16 protein-coding genes are annotated in these 21,180 nt (G+C 73.3%); 5 read left to right on the top strand and 11 right to left on the bottom strand.

Translation table 11 applies throughout. From position 1 onward, the window contains the following. Positions 1-31 precede the first annotated feature (31 nt). Both ACIGXO_RS23820 and ACIGXO_RS23815 read right to left on the bottom strand, forming a co-directional pair. Positions 32-1,996, bottom strand: coding sequence for a hypothetical protein (locus tag ACIGXO_RS23820; RefSeq protein WP_399790262.1), 1,965 nt, complete (start codon positions 1,994-1,996; stop codon positions 32-34). 260 nt (positions 1,997-2,256) lie between these two features. After that, on the bottom strand, positions 2,257-3,645 hold the full coding sequence (locus ACIGXO_RS23815) for a transcriptional regulator (RefSeq protein ID WP_399790259.1): 1,389 nt from the start codon (positions 3,643-3,645) through the stop codon (positions 2,257-2,259). Positions 3,646-4,059: 414 nt separating this feature from the next. Here ACIGXO_RS23815 and ACIGXO_RS23810 point away from each other — a divergent pair, with 414 nt between their 5' ends. The 3 genes from ACIGXO_RS23810 to ACIGXO_RS23800 all read left to right on the top strand — a co-directional run bounded on the left by ACIGXO_RS23810 (position 4,060) and on the right by ACIGXO_RS23800 (position 7,418). Beyond that, complete coding sequence (locus tag ACIGXO_RS23810) at positions 4,060-4,734, top strand: bifunctional DNA primase/polymerase (protein ID WP_399790256.1); 675 nt, start codon at positions 4,060-4,062, stop codon at positions 4,732-4,734. Positions 4,735-4,950: 216 nt separating this feature from the next. Continuing rightward, positions 4,951-5,775 (top strand): ABC transporter ATP-binding protein, encoded by an 825-nt coding sequence (locus ACIGXO_RS23805; protein ID WP_399790253.1) that lies wholly within the window; start codon positions 4,951-4,953, stop codon positions 5,773-5,775. After that, the gene (locus ACIGXO_RS23800) at positions 5,772-7,418 is read left to right on the top strand and encodes a transporter (protein WP_399790251.1); all 1,647 of its coding nucleotides are present in this window, start codon (positions 5,772-5,774) and stop codon (positions 7,416-7,418) included. The genes ACIGXO_RS23805 and ACIGXO_RS23800 overlap by 4 nt, the downstream gene beginning before the upstream one ends. A gap of 151 nt (positions 7,419-7,569) precedes the next feature. On the opposite strand, the gene ACIGXO_RS23795 is transcribed toward ACIGXO_RS23800, so the two are convergent. Together ACIGXO_RS23795 and ACIGXO_RS23790 are read right to left on the bottom strand one after the other, a co-directional pair. Then, positions 7,570-8,451, bottom strand: coding sequence for an alpha/beta fold hydrolase (locus tag ACIGXO_RS23795; RefSeq protein WP_399790249.1), 882 nt, complete (start codon positions 8,449-8,451; stop codon positions 7,570-7,572). A 773-nt stretch (positions 8,452-9,224) separates the two neighbouring features. Next, a complete protein-coding gene (locus ACIGXO_RS23790) occupies positions 9,225-9,917 on the bottom strand; it encodes a metal-dependent transcriptional regulator (RefSeq protein WP_399790246.1) in 693 nt (230 codons plus the stop codon). Positions 9,918-10,195: 278 nt separating this feature from the next. Between ACIGXO_RS23790 and ACIGXO_RS23785 the strand changes: the two genes are divergently transcribed. Then, a complete protein-coding gene (locus ACIGXO_RS23785) occupies positions 10,196-10,960 on the top strand; it encodes an SIS domain-containing protein (protein ID WP_399790243.1) in 765 nt (254 codons plus the stop codon). A 73-nt stretch (positions 10,961-11,033) separates the two neighbouring features. On the opposite strand, the gene ACIGXO_RS23780 is transcribed toward ACIGXO_RS23785, so the two are convergent. Both ACIGXO_RS23780 and pdxH read right to left on the bottom strand, forming a co-directional pair. Next, complete coding sequence (locus ACIGXO_RS23780; protein ID WP_399790634.1) at positions 11,034-12,389, bottom strand: PAS domain-containing protein; 1,356 nt, start codon at positions 12,387-12,389, stop codon at positions 11,034-11,036. Positions 12,390-12,917: 528 nt separating this feature from the next. Next, positions 12,918-13,598, bottom strand: coding sequence for a pyridoxamine 5'-phosphate oxidase (gene pdxH / locus ACIGXO_RS23775; RefSeq protein WP_399790241.1), 681 nt, complete (start codon positions 13,596-13,598; stop codon positions 12,918-12,920). A gap of 396 nt (positions 13,599-13,994) precedes the next feature. Here pdxH and ACIGXO_RS23770 point away from each other — a divergent pair, with 396 nt between their 5' ends. Further along, positions 13,995-15,098, top strand: coding sequence for a citrate synthase 2 (locus ACIGXO_RS23770; RefSeq protein WP_399790238.1), 1,104 nt, complete (start codon positions 13,995-13,997; stop codon positions 15,096-15,098). Between the two features lie 33 nt (positions 15,099-15,131). Here ACIGXO_RS23770 and ACIGXO_RS23765 read toward each other — a convergent pair whose 3' ends face one another. The 5 genes from ACIGXO_RS23765 to ACIGXO_RS23745 form a co-directional block, all read right to left on the bottom strand. Continuing rightward, positions 15,132-15,737 carry a TetR/AcrR family transcriptional regulator gene (locus tag ACIGXO_RS23765; RefSeq protein WP_399790235.1) on the bottom strand — a complete coding sequence of 202 codons (606 nt, stop codon included), beginning with the start codon at positions 15,735-15,737 and terminating at the stop codon, positions 15,132-15,134. Next, positions 15,725-16,477, bottom strand: a complete 753-nt coding sequence (locus tag ACIGXO_RS23760; protein WP_399790232.1) for an enoyl-CoA hydratase family protein — start codon at positions 16,475-16,477, stop codon at positions 15,725-15,727. Before ACIGXO_RS23760 ends, ACIGXO_RS23765 begins: the two co-directional genes overlap by 13 nt. Further along, positions 16,474-18,051: a 4-coumarate--CoA ligase family protein gene (locus tag ACIGXO_RS23755; protein ID WP_399790229.1), complete on the bottom strand. Its 1,578-nt coding sequence runs from the start codon at positions 18,049-18,051 to the stop codon at positions 16,474-16,476. Before ACIGXO_RS23755 ends, ACIGXO_RS23760 begins: the two co-directional genes overlap by 4 nt. Before the next feature lie 93 nt (positions 18,052-18,144). Beyond that, positions 18,145-19,311, bottom strand: a complete 1,167-nt coding sequence (locus tag ACIGXO_RS23750) for an acyl-CoA dehydrogenase family protein (protein WP_399790227.1) — start codon at positions 19,309-19,311, stop codon at positions 18,145-18,147. A 23-nt stretch (positions 19,312-19,334) separates the two neighbouring features. Further along, the gene (locus tag ACIGXO_RS23745) at positions 19,335-21,176 is read right to left on the bottom strand and encodes a biotin carboxylase N-terminal domain-containing protein (protein ID WP_399790223.1); all 1,842 of its coding nucleotides are present in this window, start codon (positions 21,174-21,176) and stop codon (positions 19,335-19,337) included. Positions 21,177-21,180 lie beyond the last annotated feature (4 nt).

The following is a 21,180-nucleotide window of genomic DNA, read 5'->3' as shown; positions in this document are numbered from 1 at the left end:
TGGGCCCCGGCGAGGCGCGGGGCCCGCTCGGCTAGAGCTGCTCCGGAGTGTGCTCGGTCAGGCCGTACCGCTTCGCGATCGGGTTCCAGAGGTTCGCGGCTTCCTTCTTGGCCGTGGTGGCCTGCCCGCTGGCGGTGTTGCCCGCCACCGCCGCCTTCGTGCCGCGCGCCTTGCCCTTGTGGCAGCCCTTCTTGCCCGCGTGCGCGACCTGGTCGGCCCAGGTGGCGTAGTGGTTGTCGGCCGCCGCCGAGGACTTCCAGGCGTTGGTCAGCGCGGTGGTCAGCTCGATGTGGTCCGGCAGCTCGTCGGTGGAGAGCTTCCCGAGCCGGGTGACCAGGTCGTTCCGCTGCGCGGCCGCGTCCCGCAGGTCCTTGGCCGCGGCGCCGAGCTTGGTGCAGGACTTGATGCTGCCGACCGCGCCGATCACCGCGGAACGGCTGTTGTTGCTGTCCTTGAGCAGCGCGTCCAGCGCCTTGGCCTGCGCCTCGGCGGGGTCGGCGGTCGGCGAGGGCTTGTCCTGCTTCACCGTGCCCGCCGACGGCTTGCCGGCGTCCTTCTTCGCGCCGTCGTCGCTGCCGCTGAGCGCGTAGCCGACGCCGAGCCCGGCGCCGACGCAGACCACCACGACCGCGCCGATGATCGCGGCGGGCGCGAGCTTGCGGCGCCGCCCGCCACCGCCGCCGTGACCGTGGCCGCTGCCGGAGCGGCCGTCGGGCGGGTACGGGCCCTGGGGCGCGAAAGCGGGGTGCTGCGGGGCGGAACCGCCGGGGAACTGGGGTCCGGAGCCCGGCTGGGCGCCGTACCCCTGCTGGCCACCGTTGCCCGGCTGCCCGTGGCCCTGCGGCGGCGCGGGCGGCTCGAAGCGCGGCATCTGCTGGGTGGTCCCGGGCGACTCGGCCTCGGAGGTACCGGCCCCGGCACCGCCCGGACCGTCGCGGAAGAGGCCGTCGAACTCGGCCGGGGTCGACCGGTCGCCCGGCATGCCCGGCCGGATGGCGAACGGCGCGCCCGGAGGCGGCTGCGGCGCGCCACCGCCGACCGGCGGGATCAGCTGGGTCGCCGCCTCCGTGCCATCGGGGGACGCGGGCGGCTGCGGCATGACGGGCCGGCGCAGCATCGTCGTGGCCTCGGCGTCCGACTCGGGCCGCGTGTTCTCGGGCGGCAGCGAGCCGGGCATGGGGCCGGGGGCGCCCTGCGGCGCCGGCATCGGCTGCGCGCCGGGCCCGCCCTGGCCGCCCTGCCCGCCGTGGCTTCCGCCGAAGGGCTGGATGAGCTGGGTGGCCTCACTGTCGCCGGCGGCGGGCGGCAGCGGCCCGGCGTTCTGCGGCGGCAGCGGCGCACTCGCGCCCTGCCCGTCGGCGGCGGGCGGCAGCGGCGCCCCGGCCTGCCGCTCGGCACGCACGAGCGCGCCACCGGAGGAATCGGTGCTCGGGGCACTCGGGGCGGCACCGTGGGCGGCCTGGCCGCCGTACGGGTTCTGTTCCGCGTACGGATTCGGGTCCCCGTAACCGGCCTGGCCGCCCTGGCCCCCGTAGGAGGGCTGCGGGGACTGCTGGGGCTGGGCATACGGGGACGGCGCACCGTACGAGGGCTGGGAGTCGTACGAAGGCTGCGCACCGTAGGAAGGCTGCGCACCGTAAGAAGACTGCGAGTCGTACGAAGGCTGGGAATCGTGCGAAGGCTGGTCGTACGACTGCTGGGAGCCGTACGAAGGCTGGGCACCGTACGTGCCCGGCTGCTCCGGCGGCATCGGGGGTACCGGCGGCTGCCCCTGGGGCGGCGGCGGATAGGCGCCCGGCTGCTGCGGCGCGTAGGAGCCCTGCTGCTGCGGCGCCTGGGACGGGCCCCACGGCTCGCCCCACGGCTGACCGGCGGCCGGCGCGGACTGCTGATCGGGGACGTACGGCTCGCCGCCGTTCGCGGGCAGCACCACGCCCTCGCGCGCGGGCCCGCCCGCAGTGTTCTGCGGGTCGCCGCCCTGTCCGCTCTGCGTCACCGGGACTCCTACTTCTGCTTCTTACGGAATCGTCGGCTCACGCTACCGGGTAGCAGTCACGTTCGACCACGTCCCCTGGTCACCGGCCACTTGACGCACGGCAGCACCACCCGTCGATTACGGAGAATCGACGGATAAAGAGGACACCGGCCGAATGCCGCTCCGAGGACGGCCCGGCCACGCGGCCGGGCGGGCAGCCGGCCGGGGCGGCAGGGCGGGGCTTCCCCGGACCGCCCCGGGCCGCCCCGGACCCGTCCGCGTCACGCCGCCCGCAGCTCCAGCCGCGCGGCGAACTCCCGCACCACCGCCTCCTCCCGGTACGGCTCCAGGCGCGCCTGGAAGTCCTCCAGATACTCCGCGCCGCGCGAGGAGCGCAGCCCGCTCAGCAACTCGGCCGCCTGCGTACCCGTATGGCACGCCTGCTCGATCTCACGCTCCTGCACCTGCGCGCTCGCCAGCAGTACGAGCCCGATCGCGCGCCGCCGCGCCCGGCTCTCGGGGTGTCCGGCGAGCGCCCGCTCGGCCTGCTGCCTGGCCGCCGCCGCCTGCCCCAAGTCACGGTGGCAGTGGGCCAGTTCGTCGGCGAGATAGGCGGGGTCGAAGTGCCCGATCCACGCCGGGTCGTCGCCCGCGTCCGTACCGGACTCGGCCCGCTCCATCGCGCTGACCGCGCGCCCGGCCACGGACTGGAACGCCCGGGTGTCCCCCATCAGCGCGTGCCCGCGCGCCTCCGCCGCGCAGAACATCGCCTCGGCGCGCGGCGTCACGTGCCCGCGGGTGCCTTCCTGTGCCGCGCGCGCGAGCTGCGCGATCTCCCGGGGGTTGCCGAGCGAGGCGGCGAGGTGGCTCATGCTGGCGGCGAGCACGTACCCGCCGTAACCACGGTCACCGGCCGCCTGTGCCAGGCGCAGCGCCTGGATGTAGTACCGCTGAGCCAGCCCCGGCTGGCCCGTGTCGACCGCCATGTATCCGCCCAGCTCGGTCAACCGGGCCACCGCGGCGAACAGTTCGCGCCCCACGGACTCCCGGTACGTGCCCGCGAGCAGCCCGGAGACCACGCTGTTGAGGTAGTGCACGACGACCGGGCGGACGTGCCCGCTGCCGTACTGGTGGTCCAGTTCGCTGAGCGCGGTCGTCATGGCGCGGACCGCCTCGACGTCCGAACGGCCCACGCGGGCACCGGCGTTGCGCGCGACCTGGGTGTCGGCGCCGGTGATCAGCCAGTCCCGGCTCGGCTCGACCAGCGCCGAGGCGGCGACCGTCGAACCGCTCAGGAAGTCGCGGCGCCCGACGTCGCTGCGCCACAGCTCACAGACCTGTTCTATTGCGCCGAGCACGGTGGGTGAGAACTGGAGGCCGACGCCGGAGGCGAGGTTCTTGCCGTCGGCCATGCCGATCTCGTCGATCGTGACCGTGCGGCCCAGCTTGCGGCCGAGTGCCTCGGCGATGATCGCGGGCGCCCGGCCGCGGGGTTGCTGGCCGCGCAGCCAGCGGGCGACGGACGTCTTGTCGTAGCGCAGGTCCAGGCCGTGCTCGGCGCCGCAGACGTTCACGCGGCGGGCGAGCCCGGCATTGGAACAGGCAGCTTCCTGGATGAGCGCCTGCAGCCGTTCGTTCGGCTGCCGCGCGACGAGTGGCCTGGCGGCCATGCTGTACCCCCTGTGTACTGCGGCGCGTTCACCGTCGAACGCCGTCCCCGTCCATCATTTCCCGCCCATACCCGCGATATCCGTTTTTTCCGCCGCTACCGCGTGACATAAGCGATACTCCCCAATTGCCGGACCAGCCCCCTTAACCGCTCATTGCCGACCGCCGACGGGCGAGTGCGCGTACGCATTCGGGCACGCACTGCGCGTACGCCCTATAAGTACGTACGAAGACGCGCACCGTTCGCCGCCGGGCGGCCTTCCCGCCCCGTCACGCAAGTGGCTACCCAGCCTCCGCCGCACGGCCTCGCACGCGCCCCCGCCCGTGCATCCATGCGCCCCACGTGGCAGAACGTTGCGCCGTGCCGTGCCACTGGTTGGCCGTAACCCTTGGTGACAGCGGAAGTTGTCCCGTTCGTGGAACAGAGCAGCGGAGTCACAGGAGCACCACAGGTCCCTCAGCAGCGCGGTGAGCGGCTGCTCGACATTGCGGTGCGTTACGCCTCGGAACGCCATTGGGACGTGCTCCCCGGCGCATGGCTGGAAGACGACGGTGCGACACCGTACTGTTCGTGCGGCGACCGTGACTGCCGGACCCCCGGCGCCCACCCCCTCGCGACCGACTGGCCCACGGCGGCCACCGGCAGCGCGACGACCATCCACAAGCTGTGGACGCAGCATCCCCGCGCGGCGATCCTGCTCCCCACCGGCCGCACGTTCGACGCGCTGGACGTCTCCGAGACCGCCGGCTGCCTGGCGCTGGCCCGCATGGAACGGCAGGGCCTGCCGCTCGGCCCGGTCATCCGCACCCCGGACCGCCGGATGCTCTTCTTCGTCCTGCCGGGCGCCGCCGCCAAGCTCTCGGGCCCGGCCCGCAAACCGGCCCGCTCCTCCCCCGCCGGCCTCGACCTGATCACCCACGGCGAGGGCACCTACATCGCCGCTCCCCCCACCCGCACCGGCCGCCACGCCCCGGTCCTCTGGGCCCGCCACCCCACCCCCGCCAACCGCTGGCTCCCCGACACCGAAGACCTCCTCAACCCCCTCACCTACGCCTGCGGCCTCGAAGCAGCGGCGTCCCGGGGGCGGTGAGGGCGGGCTGAGCGGGGGCGGGCGGGGCGGGGGCGGCGCGCGATCGTGATGCGCGGGCCTGGGGCCCCCTCCCCCCTCCCCCGCCCCCTGGCTAAGTGCATCGCAGTGCGGCGGTCGTTTTGCTCGTCCGGCTCGATCCCGCGTCCTCCACATATCGTTGGGGGCGGCAGGGTCTTGACCGGGCCCTGTCTTGACGTCCGAGGACAGGGGAACCGAGTGACGACCGAAAGTTCGGGTGCTGGGGAACAGGCTGGCACGGCGGAGACACCGGCGGCGGTGCGTATCCACAGCCTCTGGAAAAAGTATGGAGATCACACCGCGGTTGCGGGGATTGATCTGACGTTGCCCGCCGGGCGGTTCATCGGGCTCGTGGGGCCGAACGGTGCGGGGAAGACGACCACGCTGTCGATGGTGACCGGGCTGTTGCGGCCGGACGCCGGACAGGTCGAGATCGGCGGACATGACGTCTGGCGCGATCCGGTCGCGGTGAAGTCCCGGATCGGCGTACTGCCTGAGGGGCTGCGGCTGTTCGAGCGGCTGTCGGGCGGCGAACTCCTCTCGTACATCGGGCGGCTGCGGGGGCTGCCCGGCGACGAGGTGGACAAGCGGGCCGGGCAGCTGCTGGACGTGCTCGATCTGTCCGGGGCCCGGAACAAGCTGGTCGTGGACTACTCGACCGGTATGCGGAAGAAGATCGGGCTGGCGGCCGCTCTGCTGCACAACCCGGAGATTCTTTTTCTGGATGAGCCGTTCGAGGGCGTCGATCCCGTCTCCGCGCAGACGATTCGCGGTGTGCTGGAGCGGTACACGGCGTCCGGCGCGACCGTCGTCTTCTCCAGTCATGTGATGGAGCTGGTGGAGTCGTTGTGCGACTGGGTGGCCGTGATGGCGGGCGGGAAGATCCGGGCCGATGGGCCGATCGGTGAGGTGCGCGGGGACGCGCCCACGCTGCAGGACGCGTTCCTCGAACTGGTCGGCGCGGGCGGCCGCGCGCGGGCCGGGCAGGACCTGGACTGGCTCGGCGGGGGCGGCGCCCGATGAGTACCGCCACCACCCGCCCCGTGGGCACACCCGCCGACGCCCCACCGCACCCGGCCCTCACGCCCCTCTTCGTACGGCTCAAGCTGTCGCTCCTGAAGAACGGGCTGCGGCAGTCGCCGGGGCGCACCGCCGCGTACGTCATCTCGCTGGTCGTCACGCTGCTGTTCGCGGCCGGCCTGCTGCTGGGCCTGATCCTGCTGCGCGGCGTGCCGGGCGTGCCGGCGCTGGCCGTGCTGCTCACCGCGATCCTCACGCTCGGATGGGCGGCGATGCCGCTGTTCTTCCCCTCCGCGGACGAGACGCTGGACCCGACCCGGCTGGTCATGCTGCCGCTGCGGCCCCGGCCGCTGATCGGCTCGCTGCTGGTCGCCTCGCTCATCGGCGTCGGGCCGGTCTTCACCGTCGTACTGGCGGCCGGGTCGGTGGTCTCCGTCGCGCACGGTGCCGTCTCGGTGATCGTCGGGGTCGTCGCGACCGTACTGATCGTCCTGGTGTGCGCGGCGCTCGCGCGGGCCGTCGCGACCGCCAACGTGCGGCTGCTGACCAGCCGCCGCGGCCGCGATCTCGCCGTCCTCAGCGGCCTGTTCGTCGCGCTCGGCGCGCAGGGCGTGAACCTCGGCGCGCAGAAGCTGGCCCAGTCGCAGGGGCTGACGGCCCTGGAGCCGGCCGCGGCGGTGCTGCGCTGGATACCGCCCGCCTCCGCGGTGGACGCGGTGGACGCGGCGGGCCGGGGCGCTTACGGGCGCGCGGTGTTCGGCCTCGCGCTGACCGCTCTGGCGCTCGTCCTGCTGCTGTGGTGGTGGAGCCGCACGCTCACCACTGTCATGACCTCGCCCGACTCCTCCACCCTGCAGGCCATCGAGAAGGACAGCGGCCGCAAGCGGGCCGGCCGGGCGAGCGGCTGGGAGCGGCTGCTGCCGGCCGGCCGTACGGGCACGGTCATGCGGCGCACGCTGCTGTACGGCTGGCGCGACCCGAAGACGAAGATGGGCTGGGCCACGGCGCTCGGCGTCGGCCTGATCCTCCCGGTCGTCACGGCGCTGCAGGGCGGCGGCAGCGTCTATACGGCGTGCTGGGCGGCGGGGCTGCTCGGGCTGCAGATGTACAACCAGTTCGGGCAGGACACCTCCGCGTTCTGGATGGTCGCCTCGACGCTCTCCACGCGCCGCGACGCGTTCCTGGAGCTGGGCGGGCGGGCGCTGGCACTGGCCGTGATCGCGGTGCCGTACGTGACGCTGGTGGTGGCCGGGTCGGCGGCGCTCCTCCACGACTGGGCGGTCTTCCCCGAGGTGTACGGGGTGGCGCTGGCGCTCCTCGGTGCGCTGGTGACCACGGGGGCGTTCGCCTCGGTCCACTTCCCGTACTCGATCCCGTCCGACGGCAACAAGAACGTCGCGCCGGGGCAGGGCGGGATCGCCTGGATCAGCATGCTGCTCGGCGTGCTCGTGGGCGGCTTGCTGTGTCTGCCGGTCATCGGTCTGACCGTCGGGCTCCATGTGGCGGGACTGCAGGGGTTGTTGTGGCTGGTGCTGCCGGTGGGGGCGGTGTACGGCGCTGTCGTGGCCGTCGTCGGGCTGCGGCTGGCCGCGCCGGGTGTCCTCCGCCGGCTGCCGGAGATTCTGGTGGCGGTGAGCAAGGGGTAGCCGGCCTGGACCTTGAGAGCCGGCGGGCGTCCGTCCCCCGCATGGGGCGGGCGCCCGCCGCTTCAGGTCACGGCCGGTTCACGTCAGGACCGGTACAGAGCAGGGCCGGCTTCCCCGACGCCCGGCCGCTCAAGCCGGAACGCCCCGCCCCTCACGTCGGGATCGCCGCATGCAGGAACGGTTCCACCGCGCGGCGCCAGTCCTCCGGGCGCTCCCAGGGGAGGAGGTGGCCGGCGTCGGAGATCTCGGCGTAGGCGCCCCGGGGAAGGACGCGGACCATCTCCTGGGCCTCGGCGCGGCCCAGTTCGCCGTCCAGGCCGCGGACGACCAGCGTGGGGCATTCGATCTGGGCGAGCTCCTCCCAGTGGGCGTCGAGCACCCATGCCTCGCGGACGGCGAGCATCTGGCGGCGGGAGAAGACCGGGCGCCAGCCGTCGGCGCGCTCGGCCATCACCTCGGCGAAGTACTCGCCGCGCACCGGCTTCGGCCGCTCCAGCGTCGGATCGTCCTCGCCGAACCACTTGCGGACGTCGGCGAGCGTGGCGAAGGGGACCGGCCAGGAGCGGAACCACGCCTCCCATTCGCGCTGCGACGCGGCGCCCAGCGCCGAGGCCCGCATGTCGCAGATGACCAGGGCGCTGACCAGGTCGGGCCGGCGGGCCGCGAGCTGCCAGGCGGTGAGCGCGCCCATGGAGTGGCCGATGACGGCGGCCGGCGCGAGATGCAGCTGCTCGATGGCGGCGATCGCGTCGTCCACGTACGTCATGCGGTCGAACGGCCCGTCGGTGGGCTTCTCACTGCGGCCGTGGCCGCGCTGGTCGAGGCCGACGGGGCGGTAGCGCGCGCCGAGCCAGCGGGCGGTCTCCGCCCAGTGCGCGGCCCGTCCCATCAGGCCGTGGAGGAGCAGCACGCCGGGGCCGCGTCCGTTGTGCTTCCGCTCCGCTCCTTCGCCGCCGGCCTTGGGAGGGTCGGTGAACTCCCAGGCCGCGAGCCGTACGCCCCCGGTACCTGTCACGTCGATGCGCCGCACCATTGCCCTGGCACCCCCATCCGTCCCTTGAGCAGCCCCACACTATCGAACCCGTATTCGAATATACTGCCGTCGCTCCCAACACCCCTCGTACGAGTGACCATGCTCAAGGATTGGCCGTCCGCGGCACGGGGAGAGTGTGAGCGGGAGGCGGGCCCTGACGGGAAGAGGGCCCGCGGGGGAAGACCCTGGGAGCTCGGGGCTCCGGGTCTTCGCGGGGGGACATGGGGAGGCGGGGCCCCGGCTGCTCGCAGCGCCGGGGCCCTCGCTGTCGGTGGCCCCCCGGCCCGGCGAATGCGTACTCCGGTGACTCATCCGAGCCCCCTCCCCCAGAGGTCACGGCGACCGGCCGGATGTTCCCCACATCCGCCGCGCCGCCCCGGCCCCAGGTCCTCAACGCAGCACGTCAATATGCGCCTACGCGTATGCGACAGCGCCAGGGTGGCACGGTGGCGCGCCCACCGCTCGCATTCCGCCAAGTCCGTTCCGGGCGGGAAATCGGGGCAAGGCTCGGCGCGGACCGTCGCTCCAGGTCAGTGCGGCGGCGCGGCGGAGAGGACGGCCGAAAATTTCTCCGCGGGAAGGCGGGCGGCAGGGGGAAGCGGAATCTCCGCGGGGAGCGCGGGACGGGAGGTCGTACCGGGTGGGCGCCTGCGCGCGGGGCGCGGAGGCGGCGCCACACCGGTCAAGCGGAGCGGCGGGGCGCCGGGCCGGGAAGCGCACCGCCGAGCGGCCGGCGAAGAGCCGGAATGCTCAGCTCTTCGCCACGGAAACGCTCAGCGCTTCGCCACGAAGACGTGCTGCGCGATGTCGGTGGCCAGCTCGGCGGCCTCGCCGCTGCTGCCGACCAGCACGCCGGCCGGCGACTCCGTCACGCTCACCACGGCCCCCGGCTGCACCCCGGCCCGCCGCAGCGTGTACATCAGCTGGGCGTCCGTCTGGATGGGCTCGCCGATCCGCCGCACGACGACGGTCTTGCCCTCGGCGCCGGGGTCGAGGTCCATCAGGCTCAGCAGGCCCTCGTCCAGGAACGCATCGGCCTCGGACTTCTCGCCCAGCTCGTCCAGGCCGGGGATGGGATTGCCGTACGGCGACTCGGTCGGGTGCCGCAGCAGCTCCAGGACGCGGCGCTCCACCGCCTCACTCATCACGTGCTCCCAGCGGCACGCCTCGGCGTGCACCTGCTCCCACTCCAGGCCGATCACGTCGACGAGCAGGCACTCGGCGAGCCGGTGCTTGCGCATCACACGCGTCGCCAGGCGGCGGCCTTCCTCGGTCAGCTCCAGGTGGCGGTCGCCGGCGACCGTGACCAGGCCGTCCCGCTCCATCCGCGCCACGGTCTGGCTGACCGTCGGGCCGCTCTGGTCGAGCCGCTCGGCGATGCGCGCGCGCATCGGGACCACACCTTCCTCTTCGAGCTCAAGGATGGTGCGGAGATACATCTCCGTGGTGTCGATCAGTCCGGACATGCGTGCCCCTCGGCTGTGTCGTGCGGTGGCCCTGAACTCAATTCTGACGCATCCCACCGACAACGGTGCCGCGCGCGGCCCGATGACCGCCGCCGGGCCCCGGACGCGGCCGGTGACCGGGGCCGCGCGCGGAGTCCGGCCGGGGCGGGCACCTTTCGGCCGTACGGTGCGGGCGCCGTATTGACAGGGCACTGGTCCAGACCGCAACGTGAGCCGCGCCACGAGGGCGGTACCGGCCCGGACCGGGCGGGACCAGACGAGGAGAGGGGCGCTCCGCGATGGGCGAGAGCGGGAGCAACGGGCTGGCCGGGCAGTACTTCGATGCCGCGATCGACCTGCTGCGGACGGTGCGGGACACCCAGGGCGAGGCCATCGCCGAGGCCGGGACGCTGATCGCCGACACCGTGGAGGCCGGCGGCCGGATCTTCTGCTTCGGTGCCGGGCACTCCTCGCTGCCCGCCCAGGACACCGTGTACCGCGCCGGCGGCCTGGCGGTGATGAATCTGCTGCCCGTGCCCGGTGTGGTGGGCGTGGACGTGATGCCCGCGACGCTCGGCAGCGCCCTGGAGAGGGTCGACGGGCTGGCCGCCGCCGTACTGGACACCAGCCCGGCGCGGGCCGGCGACGTCCTCGTGATCATTTCGCTGTCCGGGCGGAATCCGTTGCCCGTGGAGATGGCGCTGAACGCCCGCGCGCTCGGCCTGAAGGTCATCGGGCTGACCTCGGTCGCGTACGCGGACGGCACCAAGTCACGGCACGTGTCCGGCACGTACCTCAAGGACCACTGCGACCTCGTCCTGGACAGCCGCATCCCGGTCGGCGACGCGGAGCTGACCGCGCCGGGCATCGAGGCGCCGTTCGGGCCCGCGTCCACGGTCGTCACCAGCGCCGTCATGCAGGCGGTCGTGGCGACCGCGGCGGGGGCGCTCGCCGAGCGCGGCATCGACCCGCCGCTGCTGCGCTCGGGGAACGTCGACGGCGGCCACGACTGGAACGGCCGGGTCATGCGCGAGTACGCGGACCGGATCTTCTACCGGTACTGAGCCCGGCAGCCGGGCCCGGCACCGCGACCGGGCCCCGCCCCACCACCGCCCTCGCGCCGGCCTCGACGCCCCCTCATCCCTCCCCCAGCGCCTCCGCCAGATCCAGTGACGCGGCGATGCGGGAGGCGACCTCCTCGGCGTACGCGGCGTCCGCACGGTCGAAGGGGCGGCGGGAGGCGCCGCGCAGGAACGTCGCCACGCCCAACGTCCGGCCCCGGCTGCGCAGCACCACGCACAGGCCGTGCACCGTGCCCTCGGGCCACTTGCGGGCCGCCGCCCAGCCCTCCGGCGTGACCGCCAGGCCCGCGCTGGCCCGTACCGAACCGCGGCGGCGGTACGCCTGGACGGCCGGGTGCCCCGGTACGTACGTCAGCGGGATACCGGTCCCCGTGACCGGCTGGGCCGGTCCGGGCGCGCCCGCGGGCGAGGCGAGGACGCGGATCAGCCGGGGCGCGGGCTCGGTCGATTCCTCCGCGGACGCGGCGGGGTCGGCGTCCTCGATGGGCGTGGTGGCGTCCATGCCGGAGAGCGGCGGGCCGGCGGGCGACGGGGACAGGGCGAGGTCGACGAGGCCGTGATCGGCGAAGCCGGCCAGCGCGAAGTCGAGGTGGACGGCGGCCGCCTCCGCCGGGTCCTCGCACTCGGCGGCCGCGCGGCCCGCGCGGTGCAGCTGGTTGGCGCGGAAGCGCAGCAGCGAACTGTCCTGTTCGGCGCGCTTGAGGTCGGTGATGTCCTGGAAGAGCCAGCCGACGCCGAGCGGGACGGGCTCCTCCGCGAGCGGCGACGCCAGCCGCAGGAAGCCGCTGCGCCAGCACCGGCGGGGCTCCTCGGCCTCCTCGGAGCGGAGCGTCACCCACAGCTCGGTGGCGGCCGGGGGCGCGCCCTCCGCCAGTACGTGCTGGAGCGCGGCCTCCAGCTCCTCGACGCCCTGCGCGAGCAGATCGCCGAGCGGGCGCCCGAGGACGTGCGTACGCCCGAGGCCCAGGGCGCGGGCTGCGTGCGCGTTGACCACGGCGGGGCGCAGGTCGGCGTCGACGAGCACCACGCCCCAGGAGGCGTCGTCGAAGAGGGCTTCGCTGAGCGCGATGGAGCGCTCGAGGTCGATCTGGGTGTGGACCTCGCTGAAGGCGCAGTACACGCCGGCGGGCTCGCCGTCGGCGCCGGTGACGGCGGAGGACTGGGTCCGTACGAGGACCCGGCCGCCCTCCTTGGTGAGCAGCGCGAACTCGTGCACCTGGCGGCCCGGGGAGGTCATCGCGGCCATCAGCGCCGCGTGCACCTCGTCGGCGTCCTCGGTGCGCACGGCCCAGCCGGCCAGGCCGGGGCGGCCGACCGCCTCGGCGGCGGTCCAGCCGAGGATGCGTTCGGCCTCGCGGTTCCAGTGGGTGACGGTGCCGTCGGCGTCGAGGGCGCACAGGGCGGCGTCCATGCCGTCCAGGAGGGCCGCGAGCAGGCCGGAGTCCTCGCTGTCGGGTGGCGGCGCCGGGTCCGTTTCCGCTCCCTGGTCGTGGCTCTGGTCCGGGCGGCCCGGTTCCCCGGGCAGCGCGGCATTGAAGTGGCGGGACGAAGCAGTCACTGGCACCCCCTGCTGGACGCGGCTGCACGTGCTGCACGTCGGATCATTCAACTGGAACGTGACACAGCCCACACCCCATTCCGCGAAATCGGTGCGCGCCGGAAATTCGGTTGTGAGGAGCCGGACGGGTTCCTAGTGTGTGGTGCACACGAGAAGGGAGGTGGTTCGGCAGATGTATGCACACCGGACGCGTGAGGTGGCTGCGGGCTAGCGGCCCGTCGCTTCACTCAGTGCAGCGCCGGACCAGCGCACGAGACCTGTGCGCAGCCGGCCAATCCCAAGCAGTCACCCGACCCGCGGGCCGCCGGTTCGTCCGACCGGCCCCCGACGCCTCAGGCGCCGGGGCAGTGGCCCGCGGGTCGTCTGCGTTTCCGGGCGCCCTTACGGCGCCAGGCGCTCGACGGCCCAGCCGCCGCCCGGCGTGCTCACGTACCGCAGGCGGTCGTGCAGGCGGTTCTCCCGCCCCTGCCAGAACTCCACGGACTCGGCGGCGACCCGGTAGCCGCCCCAGTGCGGCGGTGCCGGCACCTGCTCGCCCTCGGGGTAGCGGGCCGCGAGCTGCGCGTACGCCCGCTCCAGCTCCTCGCGGGAGCCGACCACCGAGGACTGCTCGCTGGCCCAGGCGCCCAGCTGGGAGCCGTGCGGGCGGGTGCGGAAGTACGCGGCGGTCTCGTCGCGGCCGATGCGCTCGGCGGTGCCGGCGACGATGACCTGGCGGGCGAGCGGGTGCCAGGGGAAGAGCAGCGAGACGGCCGGGTTCCCGGCGAGGTCGCGGCCCTTGCGGCTGGCGTAGTTGGTGAAGAAGACGAAGCCGCGGTCGTCGAACGCCTTCAGCAGAACCGTGCGGGAGCTGGGCCGCCCGGCCGCGTCCGCCGTGGCGACGACCATGGCGTTCGGTTCGTGTATGCCGCTCGCGGCCGCTTCTTTGAACCAGCGCGCGAACTGTTCGTACGGAGTGCCGGCGAGGTCTTCCTCGGCGAGGCCGTGCGCGCGGTACTGGGCGCGCATCGAGGCGGGATCGGGGTGGGCTGCGGATGCGGCGTCGGCAGAGTGCACGGGCATATCTTGCAGCATCGGCCGGGTCGCGCGGGCGGCTCGTGAGCCACTCGTGGCCAGGCAGTCTGCCCGTCTTCGGTGGCGCGTAACCCTCTTGTTGAAGAATCGCACAGTGTGCCGGATGTCACGCTTCCCCGCACGTGGCGAAACCACCAAAATCATCTGCTGGGACGCTGTGGGCTCCGCACATCCGGAGATATGGTGTCCGCCCCCGAAACGCCGGAACGAACCAGTGACGCGCCGTCCCCGCCGTGGTGCGACCGGAAACGCGGGGACCGCCGGGCGAGCGCGAGCAGTCCAGGCAAGGAGCACCGACGACCGCATCGCACATGACCGCACGGCCCCGACCGCACGGCAGCGTGGCCACGGGCCGCACTGCCGTCCCTAGCTTGAGGAGCAGCTTTGTCCGACTTCGTACCCGGGCTCGAAGGAGTCGTCGCGTTCGAAACGGAGATCGCCGAACCTGACAAGGAAGGCGGCTCGCTGCGGTACCGCGGCGTCGACATCGAAGACCTGGTCGGCCAGGTGTCGTTCGGGAACGTGTGGGGTCTGCTGGTCGACGGGGCGTTCAACCCCGGCCTGCCGCCCGCCGAGCCGTTCCCCATCCCCGTGCACTCCGGTGACATCCGCGTCGACGTGCAGTCCGCGCTGGCGATGCTCGCCCCGGTATGGGGCCTGAAACCGCTGCTGGACATCGACGAGGCCGAGGCGCGCGACAACCTCGCGCGCGCCGCCGTCATGGCCCTGTCGTACGTCGCCCAGTCGGCGCGCGGCCAGGGCCTGCCGATGGTCCCGCAGAAGGAGATCGACAAGGCCGACACGATCGTCGAGCGGTTCATGAAGCGGTGGCGGGGCGAGCCCGACCCCAAGCACGTGAAGGCCGTCGACGCGTACTGGACGTCGGCCGCCGAGCACGGCATGAACGCCTCGACCTTCACCGCCCGCGTCATCGCCTCCACGGGTGCCGACGTGGCCGCCGCGCTCTCGGGTGCGGTGGGCGCGATGTCCGGTCCGCTGCACGGCGGTGCGCCGTCCCGCGTGCTGGGCATGATCGAGGAGATCGAGCGCACCGGTGACGCGAAGGCGTACGTGAAGCGGGCGCTGGACCGCGGCGAGCGGCTGATGGGCTTCGGGCACCGCGTGTACCGCGCGGAGGACCCGCGGGCGCGCGTGCTGCGCCGGACGGCCAAGGAGCTGGGCGCGCCCCGCTTCGAGGTCGCCGAGGCGCTGGAGAAGGCGGCGCTGGAGGAGCTGCACAACCGCCGGCCCGACCGGATTCTCGCGACCAACGTGGAGTTCTGGGCGGCGATCACGCTGGACTTCGCCGAGGTCCCGGCGCACATGTTCACGTCGATGTTCACCTGCGCCCGGACGGCCGGCTGGAGCGCGCACATCCTGGAGCAGAAGCGGACCGGCCGCCTGGTGCGGCCCTCCGCCCGGTACGTGGGCCCGGCGGCGCGCAGCCCGCGCGACATCTCCGGGTACGAGGACATCTCGGCCCGCTGACGGCCGGAGGGCCGTGGCCGACGGCCGGCACCCTCAGTGGCCCAGTGCCCCGTCCAGGAGACGGGACCACTGGGCCACCACGCGTTCGCGGCGGGCCGTGTCGTCGCTGAGCAGGGTGGCCAGCCCCAGGCCCCGGGCCATGTCCAGGAGGCCCTGGACGGTCTCGCGCACACCGGGGACCGACTCGTCGGCGCCCAGGAGTTCCACGGCGATGCGGTGCGACTCGCGGCCGACGCGGGCCTCCAGTTCGGTGACGCGGCCGTGCAGCTGGTCCTCGTTGGCGGCGGCGACCCAGAGGTGCAGCGCGGCCCGGAAGAGCGGGCCGGTGTAGAGGTCCACGACGGCGGCGACCACGGCCCGGCGGTCGGCGGGCGCGGAGGCGGGGAAGAGCGTGCGGAGGGCCTGGGAGCGTTCCTCGGCCACGAATTCGACCGCCGCCGTGAAGAGGTCCTCGCGGGTGGGGAAGTGGTGCTGCGCCGCGCCCCGGGAGACGCCCGCGCGCTCGGCCACGACGGAGACCGTGGAGCCCGCCCAGCCGTGTTCGGCCAGGCAGGAGACGGCGGCTTCGAGGAGCTTGCGGCGGGTGGCGCGGCTGCGTTCCTGCTGGGGTTCTCGGCGTGGTGAGGTCATCGTGACCATGATGGCTCCCGGCGTTCGAGGAAGGCCGTCATGCCCTCCCGTGCTTCGTCCGAGGAGAATAGGCGGGCCGACCTGGCGGCCAGGGCGGCGGTGTCGCGGTCGAAGGCGCGGAGCGTCTCGGCCGTGGTGAGCCGCTTGGATTCGGCCAGTCCCTGGGGGGACGCCTTGCGGAGACCGGCGAGGAGGGGGGCGAGTGCCTCGTCCACGTCCTCCGCGGCCAGCGTGATCAGGCCCGTGCGGGCCGCCTCCGCGGCGTCGAAGCGTTCGCCGGTGAGGTAGTAGCGGGCGGCGGCCCGGGGGGCCATGCGGGGCAGTACCGGCATGGAGATCACCGCGGGGGCGAGGCCGAGCCGCGCCTCGGTGAAGGCGAAGGTCGCGGCGGGGCCCGCCACGGAGATGTCGCAGGCGGCCAGGAGGCCGAGGCCGCCGGCCCGTACGTGCCCCGTGACCCGGGCGACGACGGGCCTGGGCAGCTCCACGAGCGTGCGGAGGAGGCGGGCCAGCCCCAGCGGGCCGTCCTCGGCCGCGCCCGATGCCGCTTCGGAGAGATCGGCGCCGGCGCAGAACGTGGTGCCGGTGTGGGTCAGGACGACGGCCCGGGTCTCGGCGTCCTCGACGGCATCGGCCAGTGCCTGATGGAGCTCGGTGACCAGGGCGGCGGAGAGCGCGTTGCGGTTGTGGGGCGAGTCGAGCGTGAGGGTGGTGATGCCGCGCTCGTGGGAACGGTGAACGAGCGTCATGGGGTCCTCCTTTCCCGGGCGCGGAGCTCGCGCCGCAGGATCTTGCCGGTGGCGGCGCGCGGCACGGCGTCCGTGAACTCCACCCGCCGGATCTTCTTGTAGGGGGCCACCCGGTCCGCCACGTACGCGATGATCTCCCGCTCGGTGAGCAGGGCCCCCGGCTGCCGTACGACGTACGCCTTGGGGATCTCGTTGCCGTCGGCGTCGGGCACGCCGATGACGGCCGCGTCGGCGATGTCCTCGTGCTGGAGGAGCAGCGCCTCCAGGTCGGCGGGGGCCACCTGGTAACCCTTGTACTTGATCAGTTCCTTGACCCGGTCGACGATGTGCAGCCAGCCGTCCGCGTCGCAGTAGCCGATGTCGCCCGTGTGCAGCCAGCCGTCGGCGTCGATCATGGCGTCGGTGGCCTCGGGGCGGCCCAGGTAGCCCTTCATGACCTGGGGGCCGCGGATGAGGATCTCGCCGGTGGCGTCCGGGCCGAGGTCGGCGCCGCCGTCCAGAGCGAGGATGCGCATCTCGGTACCGGGCAACAGCTTGCCGACCGTGCCGGGCGGCGCCTCGCGGGCGTCCCGCGGCACGACGTGGGTGCCGGGCGAGAGTTCGGTCATGCCGTACGCCTGGAGGAGCGGCGGCAGTTTCAGCCGGCCGGCGCACGCGGCCGCCAGCTCGGCGTCCAGCGGCGCCGCCGCGCTGAGCACGTACTCCAGCGAGGAGAGGTCCCGGCCCGCGACGGCCGGGTGCTTGGCGAGCGCCAGGACGATCGGCGGGGCGACATAGACCGCGTTGACGCGGTGGGTCTCGATGGCGGTCAGGAAGGTGTCGAGGTCGAAGCGGGGCAGGACGACGACGGTGGCGCCCTGCCGGAGCGGGGCGTTCATCAGCGCGGTCATCCCGTAAATGTGAAAAAAGGGAAGCACCGCAAGAATCCGGTCGCCGGGGCCGCCGCTGAGGACGCCGTCGAGCTGGACGAGGTTGGTGGCGATGTTGCGGTGGGTGAGCATCACGCCTTTGGGCGCGCCGGTGGTGCCGGAGGAGTACGGCAGACAGGCCAGGTCCTCGGCCGGGTCGATCGTGACCTGCGGCTCGGGCGCCTCGGTGGCCAGCAGGTCGGCCAGGGACCGGTGCCCGTCGGCCCCGTCGCAGACGAAGATCTCCGTCACGCCGCCGCACTTCTCCGCCGCCGTACGGGCGGTGGACAGCAGCACGGAGACCGTCACCAGCCAGCGGGCGCCGGAGTCGCGCAGCTGCTTGGCGACCTCGTCCGCGGTGGCGAGCGGGTGGACGGGGGTGACGACGGCGCCGCACCGCGAGGCGGCGTAACAGACGATCGGGTACGCGAGGGAGTTCGGGCTGTGCAGGGCCAGCACATCGCCCTTGCGGACGCCCGCGTCGGCGAGCGCCGCGGCGAGCCGGCGGGTGCGGGCGGCCAGCCCGGCGTAGGTGAGGGTGGTGCCGTTCAGGCCGTCGACCAGGGCCACCCGGTCGGCGTGCGCGACGGCCGAGTGACCCAGTACGGCTTCGTGGATGGGCAGGTCGAGCGGTGCGACATCGGGGTACTCGCTGCGGAACACCATGGACTCACGGCCCTTCGCTCGATGGTCGGACGACTGCCGGCTGCGGCGTGGGGGGCGGACGGTGGCGGACGATGTCCCGCAGCATGACGCCCCTCAGTACGACTTGGGGAGACCCAGGGACTGGTGGGACACGAAGTTGAGGATCATCTCGCGGCTGACCGGGGCGATTCTGGCCACCCGGGCCGCGGTGATCATCGAGGCGAGGCCGTACTCCGTGCTGAGGCCGTTGCCGCCGAGCGTGTGCACGGCCTGGTCGACGGTCCTCACCGCGGCCTCCCCCGCCGCGTACTTCGCCATGTTGGCGGCCTCGCCCGCCCCCATGTCGTCCCCGATGTCGTACAGGTGGGCCGCCTTGTGCATCATCAGCCGGGCCAGCTCGATGTCGATGTGGCACTGGGCGAGCGGGTGCGCGATGGCCTGGTGGGCGCCGACCGGCACCTTCCACACCTGCCGGTCGCGGGCGTACTCCACGGCCCGCTCCAGCGCGTAACGGGCCATGCCGAGCGCGAAGGCGGCGGTCATCACGCGCTCGGGATTGAGCCCGGCGAAGAGCTGGAGCAGCCCCGCGTCCTCGTCACCGACCAGCGCGTCGGCGGGCAGCCGTACATCATCGAGTACCAGCTCGAACTGCTTCTCCGGCGCGGCCAGTTCCATGGAGATCGGGTTGCGGGCGAAGCCGGGGGTGTCGCGGGGGACGATGAAGAGGCAGGGCTTGAGCTTGCCGGTTTTGGCGTCCTCCGTGCGGCCGACGATCAGGGTGGCCTCGGCGATGTCGACGCCGGAGACGAAGACCTTGCGGCCGTTGAGTATCCAGCCGCCGGTCTCCGGGTCGCGGCGCGCCGTGGTGGTGATGCGGTGCGAGTTGGAGCCCGCGTCGGGCTCGGTGATCCCGAACGCCATCTTGCGCGACCCGTCGGCCAGGCCCGGCAGCCACTGCCGCTTCTGCTCCTCGGTACCGAAGCGGGCGATGACCGTGCCGCAGATGGCGGGCGAGACGACGAGCATCAGGAGAGGGCAGCCGGCCGCGCCCAACTCCTCCAGCACGATGGAGAGTTCGGCGATGCCGCCGCCTCCGCCGCCGTACTCCTCGGGCAGGTTGACCCCGAGATACCCGAGCTTCGCGGCCTCGGCCCAGAGTTCGTCGGTGTGCTTGCCCTCGGAGGTGACACGGGTGAAGTACTCGCGTCCGTAGCGCTTGCCGAGCGCGGCGACCGCGTCACGGAGGGCGCGGTGCTCTTCGGTTTCGATCAGGCTGGTCATGGGGCTCCCTTGAGAGGTGTCCATCAGTCGCTGACGACGGCGAGGAGGGCGCCGACCTCGACCTGACGGCCGGGCTCGGCGTGCAGGGCGGTGAGGGTTCCGGTCGCAGGCGCGGTGATCTTGTGCTCCATCTTCATGGCCTCCAGCCAGAGAATCGGCTGGCCTGCCTCCACGGCCGCGCCCTCGGCGAGACCGTCCGCGACGCGGATCACCGTGCCGGGCATGGGGGCCAGCAGCGACCCGGGCTCCTGGCGGGCCGTCGGGTCGGGGAAACGAGGCAGCGCCGTGAGCGTGGTGCTGCCCACGTACACCCGGTCGCCGTGCGCGGTGACCTCGTACGTACGCCGTACGCCGTCGGCCTCCAGCACGACCCGGTCGGGCCCCGCGTGCACGACCACCACACCCTCGGCGGCCAGCCCGTGCCGGGTGTGCCGGTAGCGGACTTCGTGCTCCTCGCCGTCAGGCTCGGTGCGGTACCGCTTGACCTGCGGCTGGGAGTACACATTGCGCCAGCCCCCGAAGCGGGAACGGCCGTGCGCGTCGGCGAGGGCCGCGGCCAGTGGTGCGTACGGGTCGGGGGTGACGGCCGTGAGGCCGGACAGGTGCCGGTCGTAGAACCCGGTGTCCATCCGTGCCGCGGTGAACTCCGGGTGGCGCAGGGAGCGCACCAGCAGCTCGCGGTTGGTGACCGGACCGTGGATGCGGGCCCGCTCCAGCGCGCCCGCCAGCTTGCGGACGGCGGCGGCGCGGGTGGGCGCCCAGGCGACGGCCTTGGCGAGCATCGGGTCGTAGTGGATGCCGATGGTGTCGCCGTCGGCGTAGCCGGAATCAAGACGAACGCCCGGTACGGAAAGGCCGTGCAGGGTGCCGGTCTGCGGGGCCCAGCCGGCGGCCGGGTCCTCGGCGTAGAGGCGGGCCTCGACGGCGTGGCCGCGCGGCTCGGGCGGCGCGTCGGGCAGCGCCTCGCCCTCGGCGACGCTCAACTGGAGCGCGACGAGATCTATGCCGAAGATCTCCTCGGTAACAGGGTGTTCGACCTGGAGGCGGGTGTTCATCTCCAGGAAGTGCGCGGTGCCGTCGACGACGAGGAATTCGACGGTGCCGGCGCCGCGGTAGTCGGTCGCGCGGGCGGCCTGTACGGCCATCTCGTACAGCTTCGCCGTCAGTCCGGGAGCGAGACCGGGCGCCGGGGCCTCCTCGATGACCTTCTGGTGGCGGCGCTGGAGGGAGCAGTCGCGGGTGCCCAGCGGCCAGACGGTGCCGTGCGCGTCGGCGAGGATCTGCACCTCGACGTGGCGGCCGTTCTCGATGTACGGCTCCACGAAGACCTCGCCGTCCCCGAAGGCGCTGCGGGCCTCAGCCCGCGCGGCAGCCAACTCGCCGTCCAGGTCGGCCAGTCTGCGGACGACGCGCATACCGCGGCCGCCGCCGCCCGCCGCCGCCTTCACCAGTACGGGAAGGTCGTCCTCCGTGACCTCGGTGAGCGGGGCGATGCCCATCAGTTCCTTGGCCCGGGTCTTGGAGGCCATCGCCTCGATGGCGGCGGGCGGCGGGCCGATCCAGGTCAGCCCGGCGTCGGCCACCGCGGCCGCGAACTCCGGGTTCTCGGACAGAAAGCCGTAACCGGGATGGACCGCGTCGGCACCGGCGTCCAGCGCGGCCTTCACGATCAGGTCGCCGCGCAGGTAGGTGTCGGCGGGCGCGTCCCCGGGGAGGCGGACGGCCGCGTCCGCCTCCTTGACGTGGGGCGCGTCGGCGTCCGCGTCGGAGTGCACGGCGACCGTGGAGATGCCCAGGTCACGACAGGTACGGAAGATACGGCGGGCGATCTCGCCGCGGTTGGCGACAAGTACAGAAGTGATCAACGGA

The sequence above is a fragment of the Streptomyces sp. NPDC053542 genome, from assembly GCF_044544685.1.
GTDB lineage: Bacteria > Actinomycetota > Actinomycetes > Streptomycetales > Streptomycetaceae > Streptomyces.
Note: the sequence above shows the minus strand (reverse complement) of the source record. Positions and strands in the feature narration are given on the sequence as shown.

Excerpts from the sequence above, each read along its gene's own strand:
- pdxH (WP_399790241.1), bottom strand. The coding sequence starts at position 13,598 with ATGCCCGTGCACTCTGCCGACGCCGCATCCGCAGCCCACCCCGATCCC.
- ACIGXO_RS23750 (WP_399790227.1), bottom strand. The coding sequence starts at position 19,311 with ATGACCAGCCTGATCGAAACCGAAGAGCACCGCGCCCTCCGTGACGCG.
- ACIGXO_RS23785 (WP_399790243.1), top strand. The coding sequence starts at position 10,196 with ATGGGCGAGAGCGGGAGCAACGGGCTGGCCGGGCAGTACTTCGATGCC.
- ACIGXO_RS23800 (WP_399790251.1), top strand. The coding sequence starts at position 5,772 with ATGAGTACCGCCACCACCCGCCCCGTGGGCACACCCGCCGACGCCCCA.
- ACIGXO_RS23765 (WP_399790235.1), bottom strand. The coding sequence starts at position 15,737 with ATGGTCACGATGACCTCACCACGCCGAGAACCCCAGCAGGAACGCAGC.
- ACIGXO_RS23815 (WP_399790259.1), bottom strand. The coding sequence starts at position 3,645 with ATGGCCGCCAGGCCACTCGTCGCGCGGCAGCCGAACGAACGGCTGCAG.
- ACIGXO_RS23780 (WP_399790634.1), bottom strand. The coding sequence starts at position 12,389 with ATGGACGCCGCCCTGTGCGCCCTCGACGCCGACGGCACCGTCACCCAC.
- ACIGXO_RS23790 (WP_399790246.1), bottom strand. The coding sequence starts at position 9,917 with ATGTCCGGACTGATCGACACCACGGAGATGTATCTCCGCACCATCCTT.
- ACIGXO_RS23795 (WP_399790249.1), bottom strand. The coding sequence starts at position 8,451 with ATGGTGCGGCGCATCGACGTGACAGGTACCGGGGGCGTACGGCTCGCG.
- ACIGXO_RS23760 (WP_399790232.1), bottom strand. The coding sequence starts at position 16,477 with ATGACGCTCGTTCACCGTTCCCACGAGCGCGGCATCACCACCCTCACG.
- ACIGXO_RS23755 (WP_399790229.1), bottom strand. The coding sequence starts at position 18,051 with ATGGTGTTCCGCAGCGAGTACCCCGATGTCGCACCGCTCGACCTGCCC.